The organism is Pseudomonas nitroreducens TX1 (assembly GCF_000313755.1).
GTDB lineage: Bacteria > Pseudomonadota > Gammaproteobacteria > Pseudomonadales > Pseudomonadaceae > Pseudomonas > Pseudomonas nitroreducens_A.
On sequence record NZ_AMZB01000037.1, the window covers coordinates 1 to 13,692 of the forward strand.

The following is a 13,692-nucleotide window of genomic DNA, read 5'->3' on the forward strand; positions in this document are numbered from 1 at the left end:
AGGAGATAATCTGAAGAGTCCGACTGCATGGTCTCTTGAGGTTATCGATCTGGCCTCGCGACCAGATGACTCAATAATAATCATTATCATTTGAGAGTCAACCTCTTTTCTACGGTTTTTTCTCGCCTGCGAAATTCGCCCTGCGCAAACGAAAAAGCCCGGCGCTGGGCCGGGCCTTTCGCAAGGAAGCGGATCAGTCAGGCTGGCGTTGCAGCCGCAGCTGGGTGACTTCCTTGTTCAGCAGGTCGATGCGACGCGCCATGCCTTCGATGAGGCTGTGGGCAATGCGCGGGTTGCTCTGCATCAGGCTGAGGAACTGGTCCTTGGGAATCACCATCACGGTGCAAGGCTCGCTGGCGATCACCGAGGCGCTACGCTTCTCGCGGGTGAACACAGCCATGGCGCCGAAGATCTCGTCCTTCTGCACATCGCCAACCTTCTGCCCATCGACGAAGGCTTCGGCGTGGCCCTCGATGATGATGAACACATGCTCGGCATCGTCACCCTGTTGGATCAGCTGGGCGCCGGCGGCAAAGTGCTGGAATCCGGTGGCCGGGCGAATCTCCGGCTGCTTGAGATGCGCCAGGGCATCCGATAGCAGGGCGGTGTGGCCGATCAGGTAGTGCAGGAACTGCTCCTGACGCTGTTCGTGGTCGTGGATATGGCGAAACACTTCGCTGCGCGAATAGGGGATCAGGCACAGCGGCTCTTCGCTGACGTAGCGGCAGGGCGGCAGTTCGATACCCTGGCGCAAGCCGACCAGGTCGCCTTCCTGCAGATAGAACAGCGGGCGTTCATCCACCAGGGCATGGACCAGGCCGTTCTCGATGAGGAACAGGTGCTTGCCGGGCAGCTCGCCTTCCAGATCGTCGGAACGCTCCAGGCGGATGGCTTCGCCAGCGGGTTCCAGGCCGGCGAGCAATTGCGCCGGAATGCCCTGCAGGCGATTGATCAGGCGATCGGCGTAAGCAGGTTGTTCACCGAGTAGGTACATGGCCGTAATTCCTTGATATGGCGGCGATCGAGGGCGCACGAAGGGCCCTGAGACCATAAGCGGACAGGCACCTTGCGTAAACATTTTCCCACAGAGCTTGTGAGCTAGCTCTTGTTACGCGCGGGAAATGTCTCTAACTCGCCAAGAAGGGCGGCCTTGTGCGCGGCGGGCAGGTCGTTCCAGTGAACGTCCAGTAGCGCGCCTTCGATGGCATAGAGCAGCACCTTCGACGCGCGGAAGCCCCGTGCTCGCACGGCCCGGTACGCGCCGACCGCCCCCAGGCGACGCAGGTCGCTGGCGCTGTGGATGCCAACGGCGTGCAGCCATTGGGCGGAGGTCTTGCCTAGGTTCTTCAGGTGCAGCAGTTCGTCGTTCATCGTCTGTCCTTGCGATGGGCGCGATGGGTGCCTGGTCTTGAAGGGGCCGAGAACTGCTCGTAGCGGCCGGACACACAGGAAGTGTAGCGGTGGCTGGGAAAAACGTGGCTTTGTGATATCGCCGACAATGCGGGGCAGGGTAATGTCGTGGAAGTCGGCCGGTCGGTGTAGCCATTGGCCAGGCGTCGCGCAGGGCGATCCCGGCCAATAGGCGGTGGATCAGAGGCCGGGCAGGCGTTGGCGGATGCTGGCGACCAGGGCATCGAGGCTGGCAGCGTCGGGCGTGTCAACACGCTTGCTGTACTGCTGCTCCTCGGTACTGAGCTCGTCGCGACTGGCCAGTTGCGCCTGAATGACTTCCAGGGTCGCGTCGGACGGGTCGCTGCCTTCGCTCTGGCGCTGCGCCAGCCAGCCAGCGATCACCGCTTCAGGTGCCTGGCAGTCGAGGATGAGGAAGGGCACGCCGGTTTCCTCGGCGATTTCCCACGCGGCAGCGCGCTGCTCGCGCTTGAGGAAGGTCGCGTCCAGAACGACGGGGTAGCCGGCGCGCAGGATGTCCACCGCCAGCTCGTTCAGGCGCTGGTAGGTCGCGCGGGTGGCATCGAGGTCGTAGATGCCGCCCTTGAGCTGACCTTGCTGGTCGACTTTCTGCTCGCCGAACAGGCGCTTGCGCTCCACGTCCGAGCGCAGGCGAATGGCGCCCAGCGCTTCCACCAGGCGCAACGCGACCTGGCTCTTGCCGACCGCCGAAACGCCCAGGGTCACGGCCAGGAAGCGCGACGGGATGGCGCTGTAGCTTTCCGCGAGGTTGGCGTAATTGCGGTACTGGCGCAGGGTGGCGGCCTTCTGCACGGCGTCGGTCTGGTGCGCCAGGCTGAACAGCGCGATCTTGGCGCGGACCAGGGCGCGGTAGGCCTTGTAGAAGTTGAGCAGTGCCAGTGACTGGTAGTCGCCGGTGTATTCCAGGTACTGGCTGACGAAGCGTCGCGACAGGCACTTCAGGCCGCGGTCTTCCAGGTCCATGGCGAGGAAGGCGTAGTCGGCGGTGACGTCGGTGAAGCGGAACGGCTCGTTGAACTCGATGCAGTCGAACAGCACGACCTTGCCATCGATGATCGCGGCGTTACCCAGGTGGATGTCGCCGTGGCATTCGCGGATGAAGCCGTTCGCCTTGCGCTGCTCGAACACGCCATGCAGGCGCTCGAAGCTGGACTCGGCCCAGGCCTCCAGGGCGTCGAGTTGCAGCAGGTCGGCCTTGTCCGAAAGCATCGGGCGGATCTGTTCGAAGTTCTGCCGCACCGGCGCCATGCAGGCTTCGGGCGTACCCAGCGGGTGCGCGGTGGGGACTACCGGGGTGCGCAGGTGGAAGTCGGCGATCTGCCTGGCCAGGCCGTCGACATGTTCGGCGCCCAGTTCTCCGCGGGCTTGCACTTCGCTGAGCAGTTGGCTCTGCGGGAATTCGCGGCACTGGATCACGTACTCGATGGCCGGACCGTCACCGCCCAGTTGCGGAGCGGACTCGCTGCCGGTGATGGCGATCACGTCGAGGTACAGGCCATCGGTCAGGCGCTGGTTAAGGCGCAGTTCTTCCTCGCAGAAGTGCTTGCGTTGAGCGAGGTCGGTGAAGTCGAGGAAACCGAAATTCACCGGCTTCTTGATCTTGTAGACGTAGGCACCCGTGAGGAGCACCCAGGAAATGTGGGTTTCGATGACCCGGAAACCGTCGACCGGATGGGGGAAAAGGGCGGGGTTCTGCAGGGCTGCGAGTAAGGTCTGGCTCACGTGATGTCCTTTCCGGTCGATTTTTTGAGGTGGGCATTATGGCGGCTGGGTCGGCAGGTGCAAACTCTGCGGCCCCCCGGCAACCAAATGGCCATGTCGGGGTCATAGCTCGGCCACTGCCGTTTCCGTGAGATGCGCGGCAGTTCGCATCAAGCCCGGACGCCCGCTGGAGCGGCGTCTGTCCCCTGTGGATAAAGTACGTATAATGCGCCGCCATGACGCGTCCCCGATCTTCCAAATCCCGTAAGAAAAGCGGCAAATCGTCGCCTGCCATGCGCAAGTGGCTGGGCTGGGCACTCAAGCTCGGCCTGGTTGGCGTGGTGGTGCTGGCCGGTTTTGCCGTGTACCTCGATGCGGTTGTCCAGGAGAAATTCTCCGGCAAACGCTGGACCATTCCCGCCAAGGTGTACGCCCGCCCGCTGGAGCTGTTCGTCGGCCTGAAACTGGGCAAGGACGACTTCCTGCGTGAACTGGACGCCTTGGGCTATCGCCGCGAAGCCACCGTAGCCGGACCCGGCGCCGTATCGGTGGCCGGCAATGCGGTCGACCTCAACACCCGCGGCTTCCAGTTCTATGAAGGTGCCGAGCCCGCACAGCGCATTCGTGTGCGCTTCTCGGGCAATTACGTCGCCGGCCTGAGCCGCGCCAACGGCGGCGACCTGGCGGTTGCACGCATGGAGCCGCTGCTGATCGGCGGCCTGTACCCGGCGCACAATGAAGACCGCATCCTGATCAAGCTCGATCAGGTGCCGCCGTACCTGATCGATACCCTGGTTGCCGTGGAAGACCGCGACTTTTGGAGCCATCACGGGGTTTCGATCAAGTCCATTGCCCGTGCCGTGTGGGTCAACGCCAGCGCCGGGCAGTTGCGCCAGGGCGGCAGTACGCTGACCCAGCAGTTGGTGAAGAATTTCTTCCTGACCAACGAACGCAGCCTGTCGCGCAAACTCACCGAAGCCATGATGGCGGTGCTGCTGGAGCTGCATTACGACAAGCGCGAAATCCTCGAGGGTTACCTCAACGAGGTGTTCCTCGGCCAGGACGGCCAGCGTTCGGTGAACGGCTTCGGCCTCGCCAGCCAATACTTCTTCAGCCAGCCACTGTCGGAGCTGAAGCTGCCGCAGGTGGCCTTGCTGGTCGGCATGGTGAAGGGGCCTTCCTACTACAACCCGCGACGCAACCCGGAGCGCGCGCTGGAGCGCCGCAACGTGGTGCTCGACGTGCTCGCCGAGCAGGGCGTGATCACTGTCGACGAAGCCGCTGCCGCCAAGCAGGCGCCGCTGGGCGTGACCCGCCAGGGCAGCATGGCCAACAGCTCCTACCCGGCCTTCCTCGACCTGGTGAAGCGTCAGCTGCGCGAGGATTACCGCGACGAGGACCTGACAGAGGAAGGCCTGCGCATCTTTACCAGCTTCGATCCCATCCTGCAGATGAAGGCCGAATCCGCCGTCAGCGAAACCTTCAAGCGCCTGGAAGGGCGCAAGGGCGTCGCTGAAACCGAAACCGCGATGGTCGTGACCAATCCGGAAACCGGTGAGATTCAGGCATTGCTCGGCAGCCGCGACCCGCGCTTTGCAGGCTTCAACCGAGCCATCGACGCGGTGCGGCCGATCGGCTCGCTGGTCAAGCCGGCGGTCTACCTGACCGCTCTGGAGAGACCGAGCCAGTACACCCTGACCAGTTACATCCAGGACCAGCCGTTCCAGGTGAAGGGCAAGGATGGCCAGGTCTGGACGCCCAAGAACTACGAAGGTACCGCCAACGGCACCATCTTCCTCTACCAGGGGTTGGCCCGTTCGCTGAACCTGTCCACCGCCAGACTGGGTCTTGACCTGGGCGTGCCGAACGTCCTGAAGACGCTGGAGCGCCTGGGCGTGTCGCCGAACTGGCCGGCCTATCCGTCGATGCTGCTGGGTGCCGGGGCGCTGAGCCCGATGCAGGTGGCGACCATGTACCAGACCATCGCCAGCGGTGGTTTCAATACGCCGCTGCGCAGTATTCGCAGCGTGCTGGCGGCCGACGGGCAGCCGCTCAAGCGCTATCCGTTCCAGGTCCAGCAGCGCTTCGATCCGGGTGCCATCTACCTGCTGCAGAGCGCCATGCAGCGCGTGATGCGCGAAGGTACCGGTCGCTCGGTCTACAACCAGCTGCCGGCGTCCCTGACGCTGGCGGGCAAGACCGGTACCACCAACGATTCCCGCGACAGCTGGTTCTCCGGTTTCGGTCAGGACCTGCTGGCGGTGGTGTGGATCGGCCGCGACGACAACGGCAAGACGCCGCTGACCGGTGCCACCGGCGCGCTGCAGATCTGGACCAGTTTCATGCGCAAGGCCGACCCCGCGCCGCTGGACATGCCGATGCCGGAAAACGTCGTACAGGCCTGGGTTGATCCGCATACCGGCCAGGGCACTGATGCCAGCTGCCCAGGGGCCGTGCAGATGCCTTATATTCGTGGAAGCGAGCCTGCGCCTGGCGCAGGTTGCGGAAACCAGACGCCGGCCGGCGAAGTCATGGACTGGGTGCGCGGCTGGCTGAACTGATGCAAGAGGATTGGAAGTGAGAAAAGCTTGGTTTGCAGCGTCGGCGACTCTGGCGCTTCTGTCCGGTTGTGCGACTCCGCAGCACGGTGCGATTCCCGTGCAGGACTCCGGCACCTCCGTTTCCAACTCGGAACGTGTCGGCCGCAGCGGTGGCAACGCCCAGGCACCGGTGCGTGCCGGCGCAGGCCAGAGCATCCCCCAGGGTGACTCCGGCGTGACCGTGATGGTCCCGCAGGATGCCGGCATGGCGCCGATCCAGACCTTCCCGGCACAGACCGGCGCCGCGCCCATCAGCACCACGCCGATGACCACGGCGCCGGGCGGCACCGGCTCGCCTTATGCTTCGCAGCAGCCGATCTCTACCAGCGGCGGCATCACCTCCAGCGGTGGCTTCCAGTCGCAGACCTACCAGCAGCCGGTCTATCAGACGCAACAGACCGCCCCGGCGAAACAGGGCAGCAGCTACCAGGGGCCGTCAGGGATTCCGTCCAGCAATTCCGGCCTGGCGGCGGACGAGCAACTGGATGGTCCTGTGCTCGCGCTGCTGACCTCCGCCTCGCAGCAGCAGGGCGGCGGCGACCTGAACGGCGCGGCCGCCAGCCTGGAGCGTGCCCAGCGCATCGCTCCTCGGGAGCCGCAGGTGCTCTACAAGCTGGCCCAGGTTCGTCTGGCCCAGGGCGATGCCGCGCAAGCCGAACAGGTCGCGCTGCGTGGCTTGTCGCTGGCCAACGGTCGCCCGACCATGCAGGCCAGCCTGTGGGACCTGATCGCCAAGTGCCGTGAACAGCAGGGTAACGCCGCTGGTGCCGCCGAAGCGCGCCAGAAAGCCAAGGTGACCCTCTGATGGATGGGCGCGTGCTTGCCATTGCCGACCAGTTGCTGCTGATCGAGCGGGAGCTGCGTGCCATCGGGATGTGGGGAAGCGAAAGCCCGTCGACGGACAGGCTTTCCAGCGTCGAGCCCTTCTGCGTGGATACGCTGGCGCTGGAGGAATGGCTGCAGTGGATCTTCCTGCCGCGGATGAAGTTGATCATCGAGAGCGGCGCAGACCTGCCCAGTGCTTCGGGCATCCGCGCCATCGCGGAAATGGCGTATGCCAACGAAGGCGCGCGCGTTGCTGCGCTGCTGGACGCGCTGGGCGCCTTCGATCAGTTGATCAGCCCGGCGCCCTGAGGGGCGTCAGTTGCAGTTCTCGCGGATACTCTTCTCGCTGCCCGCGATGCGCGCCTGGCGCTCTTCTTCAGTGATCCGGCGCAGCTCGCCATTGCCGTCATCCACGCGGATGCGCGGGTTGTTCTTCAACTGGGCCACATCGTTACGCAGCTTGTCGCACTGCTTGAGACGCTCGGCTTCCTGCTGCGCCACTTCCTGGCGGACCTTTTCATCGGCGGCCTTCTGCTTTTCGTCCGCGCTGGGCGGAAGCGTCGGCCTGGTGGCGGCAGGCGGCGGGAAGTTACTGCTGGCCTTGGGTGGTGCGGAGTTGGTGTTCACCGTTGCGGCATCGGCGCCTTCGGGCGGCTGAGCGCCGAAGTGGGTGACGCCCTGGGCGTCGACCCATTTGTAGACCTGCGCGGCCATCACGGTCGGTGCCAGTGCGAGCAGCAGGCTGCCCATGAAAATCGTCCGTCGCATGCGTTGTCGGTCCTTGGGGTGCGGAGTCTGCCGGTAACTATAACCAAAACGTGCGCGTATTCACTCTGAGAAAGTTCACATCCCCGCGTCATTCAAAGCCATATATGGCTTGACTTGCCCGCCTCGTTTCAGAAGAATCCAAGGTTCGCTGCAGTGGGCCGGCCGCAAGCTGGTTTTACTCGGCAGACAAGAGGTGCTACCCGCGCCGCAAAGTTTCACCCTGTTTCGCGTTACCTCGCGCTGGGTGGAGGCTCTCCGTAACACAAACAGGAGCGTCTCCAGGTTCTGCTCTATCGGCAGTCGACGTAGCCGGCGATTACATTCGCCCATGTCTGCCGGGCAGCCATCCAAGTCGGTCCCCCACGTTGGGGGTTTCCGTATATAGCGTTCTAGAGGTGACAACGTGGAACTTTTATCCGGCGCTGAAATGGTCGTCCGCTCCCTGCGTGACGAAGGCGTTAAGTACATCTACGGGTACCCGGGCGGTGCCCTCCTGCATATCTACGACGCTCTCTTCAAAGAGAACGAAGTCACCCACATCCTGGTTCGCCACGAACAGGCCGCCACCCACATGGCCGACGGCTATGCGCGCGCCACCGGCAAGCCGGGCGTGGTGCTGGTGACCTCCGGTCCCGGCGCGACCAACGCCGTCACCGGCATCGCTACCGCCTACATGGACTCCATCCCGATGGTGGTGATCTCCGGCCAGGTGGCGAGCAACATGGTCGGCACCGACGCATTCCAGGAAACCGACATGGTCGGTATCTCGCGTCCGATCGTGAAGCACAGCTTCATCATCAAGCACCCGTCGGAGATCCCTGAGGTCATCAAGAAGGCCTTCTATATCGCCCAGTCCGGCCGTCCCGGCCCGGTGGTGATCGATATTCCGAAGGACATGGGCGATCCGACCCAGAAGTTCGAATACAACTACCCGAAAAAAGTGAAGCTGCGCTCGTACAGCCCGGCGGTTCGTGGCCACTCCGGCCAGATCCGCAAGGCCGCCGAGATGATGCTGGCCGCCAAGCGCCCGATCATCTACGCCGGTGGTGGCGTGATCATGGGCAATGCTGCCGAGCCGCTGACCGAAGTCGCGCGCATGCTCAACGTGCCGGTCACCAACACCCTGATGGGGCTGGGTGGTTATCCGGGTACCGATCGCCAGTTTGTCGGCATGCTCGGCATGCACGGCAGCTACACCGCGAACCTCGCGATGCACCACGCTGACGTGATCTTCGCTGTCGGCGCGCGCTTCGACGACCGCGTGATCAACGGCGAGACCGCCGCCAAGTTCTGCCCGAACGCCAAGATCATTCACGTCGATATCGACCCTGCCTCGATCTCCAAGACTGTAAAGGCCGACATCCCGATCGTTGGCCCGGTGGATAGCGTCCTGACCGAAATGGTCGCGATCCTCAAGGAAATCGGTGAGACCCCGAACAAGGAAGCCCAGGCTGCCTGGTGGAAGCAGATCGAAGAATGGCGCGGCACCCGCGGCCTGTTCCCGTACAACATGGGCGACGGCAGCATCATCAAGCCGCAGACCGTGATCGAGACGCTCTGCGAAGTCACCCACGGTGATGCCTTCGTCGCTTCCGACGTGGGTCAGCACCAGATGTTCGCGGCGCAGTACTACCGCTTCAACAAGCCCAACCGCTGGATCAACTCCGGTGGCCTGGGCACCATGGGCTTCGGCTTCCCGGCTGCCATGGGCGTGAAGCTGAACTTCCCCGAGGCCGACGTCGCCTGCGTGACCGGTGAAGGCAGCATCCAGATGAACATCCAGGAGCTGTCCACCTGCCTGCAGTACGACCTGCCGGTGAAGATCGTCAACCTGAACAACGGTGCGCTGGGCATGGTCCGCCAATGGCAGGACATGCAGTACAACAGCCGTTATTCGCACTCCTACATGGAATCGCTGCCGGACTTCGTCAAGCTGGCTGAAGCGTATGGCCACGTCGGCATGCGCATCACCGACCTGAAGGACCTGAAACCGATGATGGAAGAAGCCTTCGCGATGAAGAATCGCCTGGTCTTCCTCGATATCCAGGTCGACACCAGCGAGCACGTCTACCCGATGCAGATTCGCGGTGGTGCGATGCGCGACATGTGGCTGAGCAAGACGGAGCGTACCTGATCATGCGACACATCATTTCCCTGCTGCTGGAAAACGAACCCGGCGCGCTGTCCCGCGTCGTCGGCCTGTTCTCCCAGCGCAACTACAACATCGAAAGCCTGACCGTCGCCCCGACCGAGGACCCGACGCTGTCGCGCCTGACCTTGACCACCGCCGGTCAGGATGAAGTCATCGAGCAGATCACCAAGAACCTCAACAAGCTCATCGAGGTGGTAAAACTGGTGAACCTCTCGGAGAGCGCGCACATCGAGCGCGAGCTGATGCTGGTGAAAGTGAAAGCCACCGGCGCCCAGCGCGCCGAGGTCAAGCGCACTACCGACATCTTCCGCGGCCAGATCGTCGACGTCACCAGCAGCGTCTACACCGTGCAGCTGGCCGGTACCAGCGACAAGCTGGACAGCTTCATCCAGGCCATCGGCACCGCGTCGATCCTTGAAGTCGTCCGCAGCGGCGTCACCGGCATTGCCCGTGGCGACAAGACTCTCAGCATCTGATTTGAAATACGGCCCACGAGGCCAACTGACAGGGGATTACCCAAATGCGCGTTTTCTACGATAAAGACTGTGACCTCTCCATCGTTCAGGGCAAGAAAGTTGCCATCATCGGTTACGGTTCCCAGGGCCACGCCCACGCCTGCAACCTGAAAGACTCCGGCGTCGACGTTACTGTCGGCCTGCGTGCGGGTTCTTCTTCTGTTGCCAAGGCTCAGAACCACGGCCTGAAAGTTGCCGAAGTGGCCGAAGCCGTTGCTGCTGCCGATCTGGTCATGATCCTGACCCCGGACGAATTCCAGGGCCGCCTGTACAAGGACGAGATCGAGCCGAACCTGAAGAAGGGCGCCACCCTGGCCTTCGCTCACGGCTTCTCCATCCACTACAACCAGGTCGTTCCGCGCGCTGACCTCGACGTGATCATGATCGCGCCGAAGGCCCCGGGTCACACCGTTCGCTCCGAGTTCGTCAAGGGCGGCGGCATCCCTGACCTGATCGCCATCTACCAGGACGCTTCGGGCAATGCCAAGAACGTCGCCCTGTCCTACGCCTGCGGCGTCGGCGGCGGCCGTACCGGTATCATCGAAACCACCTTCAAGGACGAGACCGAAACCGACCTGTTCGGCGAGCAGGCCGTTCTGTGCGGCGGTTGCGTCGAACTGGTGAAAGCCGGTTTCGAAACCCTCGTCGAAGCGGGCTACGCTCCGGAAATGGCCTACTTCGAGTGCCTGCACGAACTGAAGCTGATCGTTGACCTCATGTACGAAGGCGGCATCGCCAACATGAACTACTCGATCTCCAACAACGCCGAATACGGCGAGTACGTGACCGGCCCGGAAGTCATCAACGCCGAATCCCGTCAGGCCATGCGCAATGCTCTGAAGCGCATCCAGGACGGTGAATACGCGAAGATGTTCATCTCCGAAGGCGCCACCAATTACCCGTCGATGACCGCCAAGCGCCGCAACAACGCCGCTCACGGCATCGAAGTCATCGGCGAGCAGCTGCGCGCCATGATGCCGTGGATCGCTGCCAACAAGATCGTCGACAAGACCAAGAACTAAGGTCCTTTCGACAAACGAGGAAACGCGGCGCTTGCCGCGTTTTTTCGTTTAGGGGCGGTGATCTGGTATAAAGCGAGGGCGCCGAATGGTTCTACGCACTAGCGTGTTCCGGCGAAATTCAGCCTCAACGAGTTCTCAAGGAATCGTCCATGAGTGAAGGTCACGAGGAGCCGAACAAGGCTTCCGACACCGAAGAAAGTCTGCTGCCTATCGATGAGCACATCGAGGAGGGGCATGACGCAGAGGGTCGCAAGGTTCGTCATCGGGGCATCTACCTGCTGCCCAATCTGTTCACCACTGCGGCACTGTTCACCGGCCTGTACGCCATCATCAATGCCATGAACGGCGATTTCTCCAACGCCGCCATCGCCATCTTTGTCGCCATGGTCCTCGACGGCCTTGACGGTCGCGTGGCCCGCCTCACCAATACCCAAAGTGCCTTCGGTGCCGAGTACGACTCGTTGTCCGACATGGTTGCCTTTGGTGTCGCTCCGGCGCTGGTTGCCTTCGAGTGGGCGCTTAGCAGCCTGGGCAAGGTCGGCTGGATGGTCGCCTTCATCTATGTGGCGGGTGCTGCACTGCGTCTGGCGCGCTTCAATACCCAGGTGGGCAAGGCCGACAAGCGCTACTTCATCGGTCTGGCCAGCCCGGCTGCAGCGGCGCTGGTTGCCGGCACGGTGTGGGCGTTCGCCGATTTCGATGTGCAGGGTGCCAAGGTTTCCCTGTTGGTTGCGCTGATGGTCGCTGCCGCCGGCATGCTGATGGTCAGTAATATCAAGTACTACAGCTTCAAGGATCTCGACTTGCGTGGCCGCGTGCCATTCATGGCGATTCTGGTGGTGGTGCTGGCATTCGCCGTGGTCTTCACCGATCCGCCGCGCATCCTGCTCCTGCTATTCCTTGCATACGCCACGTCCGGCCCGGTGCAATACTTGTTGCAATTGCGCCGTCGCAAGCAGCCGCCTGCCGTGTAATTTCCAGCGGGCTCCGCAGTCTACTGGCGCATAACAGCCAGTCGTTGCGGAGCCCGTCATGCTGATCAAGTCGTCCCGCCTGTCCGATTGCCACGAATCGGAAGTCACTCCCCAATCCCTCTATCTGTCTCGTCGCCACTTCCTCGGCGGTGCGATGGCGGCTGCCGCTTTGTCCGGATTGCCGCGCCTGAGTCTTGCCGAAAGCGGTCGCTATGCCGATGTCACTGAGGCGCCTGCGCCGTCCTGGCTGGCCGAAAAGCTATCTGCTACCCGGTGGGAGGCCGTAACGGTGAAAGATGAAGCCATCACGCCGTTCAAGGATGCGACCACCTACAACAACTTCTACGAATTCGGCCCCGACAAGGGCGATCCCGCTGCCAATGCCGGTGCCCTGAAGACCGAGCCGTGGTCGGTGGTGATCGATGGAGAGGTGGGCAAGCCCGGAAGGTATGGGCTCGAGGACTTCATCAAGCCTTATCAACTGGAGGAGCGTATCTACCGGCTGCGCTGTGTCGAAGCCTGGTCGATGGTCATTCCCTGGATTGGCTTCCCTGTTTCCGAACTGATCAAGCGGGTGGAGCCGACCAGCAAAGCGAAGTACGTACGCTTCGAAACACTGGTGGATCGCAAGGACATGCCGGGCGTGCAGTCCAACTTCGCCCTGATCGACTGGCCCTACGTAGAAGGGCTGCGCATGGACGAGGCAATGCATCCGTTGGCGATATTGGCCGTCGGGATGTATGGCCGGGTACTGGCGAATCAGAACGGTGCACCGCTGCGCCTGGTGGTGCCATGGAAGTATGGATTCAAGGGGGCCAAGTCCATCGTGCGGATCAGCTTCGTTGAGGAGCAGCCCAAGACTACCTGGCAGAGCCTTGCCTCGGACGAATACGGCTTCTATGCCAATGTGAATCCTACGGTGGACCACCCTCGCTGGAGCCAGGCGCGCGAGCGTCGTTTACCCAGTGGACTATTCAGCCCCAATGTTCGTCCTACTCTCATGTTCAATGGCTACGCCGATGAAGTCGCTTCGCTCTATGCGGGCATGGACCTGAGGAAGGATTACTGATGCGCTATCCGTTCTGGCGGACCGGAGTTTTTCTGGCTGCGCTGCTGCCGCCGCTTTATTGGCTGTATCAAGCTTGGGTCTTCGATCTCGGGCCGGACCCGGGCAAGGCATTGGTCGACCGGCTGGGGCAGGGGGGGCTGATCCTGTTGCTCATTACCCTGACCATGACTCCCCTGCAGAAGATCACTCGCTGGGGTGGTTGGATACAGGTCCGGCGGCAACTAGGGCTATGGTGCTTTACCTATATAGTGCTGCACCTGAGTGCCTATGCGGTGTTTGTCCTGGGATTGGACTGGGCGCAGCTGGGTATCGAATTGCGCAAGCGGCCCTACATCATTGTCGGGGTCACTGCGTTTCTGGGGCTGTTGTCGCTGGCCGTTACCTCCAACCGCTACAGCATGCGAAAGCTGGGGGCGGGCTGGAAGAAGCTGCACCGCCTGATATATGGCATCCTCGGTCTGGGATTACTGCATATGCTGTGGGTCGTGCGGTCCGATCTGGAGCGCTGGGTGATCTATGCAGCCATAGGCTTGATCCTGATGCTGCTGCGAACGCCGCCGGTGGCCCGTCGTCTGCCGCTGCTGAGAGGCCGCCTGGCAGCTAATTGAAGAAAGTTTAAATTAGTCGTTGACGGC

The 13,692-nt window shown here is 62.5% G+C and carries 13 protein-coding genes; 9 read left to right on the plus strand and 4 right to left on the minus strand.

Features of this window, described 5'->3' with window-relative positions; genetic code table 11:
- Positions 1 to 193: 193 nt before the first annotated feature.
- The 3 genes from C167_RS0100425 to C167_RS0100435 form a co-directional block, all read right to left on the minus strand.
- Positions 194 to 994 (minus strand): cyclic nucleotide-binding domain-containing protein, encoded by an 801-nt coding sequence (locus C167_RS0100425; RefSeq protein ID WP_017516318.1) that lies wholly within the window; start codon positions 992 to 994, stop codon positions 194 to 196.
- A gap of 104 nt (positions 995 to 1,098) precedes the next feature.
- A complete protein-coding gene (locus tag C167_RS0100430; RefSeq protein ID WP_017516319.1) occupies positions 1,099 to 1,371 on the minus strand; it encodes a TfoX/Sxy family protein in 273 nt (90 codons plus the stop codon).
- A 219-nt stretch (positions 1,372 to 1,590) separates the two neighbouring features.
- Complete coding sequence (locus C167_RS0100435) at positions 1,591 to 3,153, minus strand: AAA family ATPase (RefSeq protein WP_017516320.1); 1,563 nt, start codon at positions 3,151 to 3,153, stop codon at positions 1,591 to 1,593.
- Between the two features lie 215 nt (positions 3,154 to 3,368).
- On the opposite strand from C167_RS0100435, the gene mrcB reads away from it, so the two are divergent.
- The 3 genes from mrcB to C167_RS0100450 are packed head-to-tail and all read left to right on the plus strand — an operon-like array spanning position 3,369 to position 6,866.
- Entirely contained in the window at positions 3,369 to 5,693 is a 2,325-nt protein-coding gene (gene mrcB / locus C167_RS0100440) for a penicillin-binding protein 1B (RefSeq protein WP_026078706.1), read from the plus strand.
- 16 nt (positions 5,694 to 5,709) lie between these two features.
- Positions 5,710 to 6,537 (plus strand): lipoprotein, encoded by an 828-nt coding sequence (locus C167_RS0100445; RefSeq protein WP_026078707.1) that lies wholly within the window; start codon positions 5,710 to 5,712, stop codon positions 6,535 to 6,537.
- Positions 6,537 to 6,866: a YqcC family protein gene (locus C167_RS0100450; protein WP_017516323.1), complete on the plus strand. Its 330-nt coding sequence runs from the start codon at positions 6,537 to 6,539 to the stop codon at positions 6,864 to 6,866. Before C167_RS0100445 ends, C167_RS0100450 begins: the two co-directional genes overlap by 1 nt.
- A gap of 6 nt (positions 6,867 to 6,872) precedes the next feature.
- On the opposite strand, the gene C167_RS0100455 is transcribed toward C167_RS0100450, so the two are convergent.
- The gene (locus C167_RS0100455) at positions 6,873 to 7,325 is read right to left on the minus strand and encodes a DUF4124 domain-containing protein (protein WP_026078708.1); all 453 of its coding nucleotides are present in this window, start codon (positions 7,323 to 7,325) and stop codon (positions 6,873 to 6,875) included.
- 403 nt (positions 7,326 to 7,728) lie between these two features.
- Here C167_RS0100455 and C167_RS0100460 point away from each other — a divergent pair, with 403 nt between their 5' ends.
- From C167_RS0100460 to msrQ, 6 genes are all read left to right on the plus strand, one after another.
- A complete protein-coding gene (locus C167_RS0100460; RefSeq protein WP_026078709.1) occupies positions 7,729 to 9,459 on the plus strand; it encodes an acetolactate synthase 3 large subunit in 1,731 nt (576 codons plus the stop codon).
- Positions 9,460 to 9,461: 2 nt separating this feature from the next.
- Entirely contained in the window at positions 9,462 to 9,953 is a 492-nt protein-coding gene (gene ilvN / locus C167_RS0100465) for an acetolactate synthase small subunit (RefSeq protein ID WP_017516326.1), read from the plus strand.
- A gap of 44 nt (positions 9,954 to 9,997) precedes the next feature.
- Positions 9,998 to 11,014, plus strand: coding sequence for a ketol-acid reductoisomerase (ilvC, locus tag C167_RS0100470; RefSeq protein ID WP_017516327.1), 1,017 nt, complete (start codon positions 9,998 to 10,000; stop codon positions 11,012 to 11,014).
- A gap of 149 nt (positions 11,015 to 11,163) precedes the next feature.
- On the plus strand, positions 11,164 to 11,988 hold the full coding sequence (gene pssA / locus C167_RS0100475; RefSeq protein WP_017516328.1) for a CDP-diacylglycerol--serine O-phosphatidyltransferase: 825 nt from the start codon (positions 11,164 to 11,166) through the stop codon (positions 11,986 to 11,988).
- 58 nt (positions 11,989 to 12,046) lie between these two features.
- Positions 12,047 to 13,057 carry a protein-methionine-sulfoxide reductase catalytic subunit MsrP gene (gene msrP, locus C167_RS0100480; RefSeq protein ID WP_017516329.1) on the plus strand — a complete coding sequence of 337 codons (1,011 nt, stop codon included), beginning with the start codon at positions 12,047 to 12,049 and terminating at the stop codon, positions 13,055 to 13,057.
- Positions 13,057 to 13,665 carry a protein-methionine-sulfoxide reductase heme-binding subunit MsrQ gene (gene msrQ, locus C167_RS0100485; RefSeq protein WP_017516330.1) on the plus strand — a complete coding sequence of 203 codons (609 nt, stop codon included), beginning with the start codon at positions 13,057 to 13,059 and terminating at the stop codon, positions 13,663 to 13,665. Before msrP ends, msrQ begins: the two co-directional genes overlap by 1 nt.
- The last annotated feature ends 27 nt before the right edge of the window (positions 13,666 to 13,692 follow it).

Excerpts from the sequence above, each read along its gene's own strand:
- C167_RS0100455 (WP_026078708.1), bottom strand. The coding sequence starts at position 7,325 with ATGCGACGGACGATTTTCATGGGCAGCCTGCTGCTCGCACTGGCACCG.
- C167_RS0100430 (WP_017516319.1), bottom strand. The coding sequence starts at position 1,371 with ATGAACGACGAACTGCTGCACCTGAAGAACCTAGGCAAGACCTCCGCC.
- C167_RS0100425 (WP_017516318.1), bottom strand. The coding sequence starts at position 994 with ATGTACCTACTCGGTGAACAACCTGCTTACGCCGATCGCCTGATCAAT.
- msrQ (WP_017516330.1), top strand. The coding sequence starts at position 13,057 with ATGCGCTATCCGTTCTGGCGGACCGGAGTTTTTCTGGCTGCGCTGCTG.
- pssA (WP_017516328.1), top strand. The coding sequence starts at position 11,164 with ATGAGTGAAGGTCACGAGGAGCCGAACAAGGCTTCCGACACCGAAGAA.
- C167_RS0100450 (WP_017516323.1), top strand. The coding sequence starts at position 6,537 with ATGGATGGGCGCGTGCTTGCCATTGCCGACCAGTTGCTGCTGATCGAG.
- ilvN (WP_017516326.1), top strand. The coding sequence starts at position 9,462 with ATGCGACACATCATTTCCCTGCTGCTGGAAAACGAACCCGGCGCGCTG.
- ilvC (WP_017516327.1), top strand. The coding sequence starts at position 9,998 with ATGCGCGTTTTCTACGATAAAGACTGTGACCTCTCCATCGTTCAGGGC.
- msrP (WP_017516329.1), top strand. The coding sequence starts at position 12,047 with ATGCTGATCAAGTCGTCCCGCCTGTCCGATTGCCACGAATCGGAAGTC.
- mrcB (WP_026078706.1), top strand. The coding sequence starts at position 3,369 with ATGACGCGTCCCCGATCTTCCAAATCCCGTAAGAAAAGCGGCAAATCG.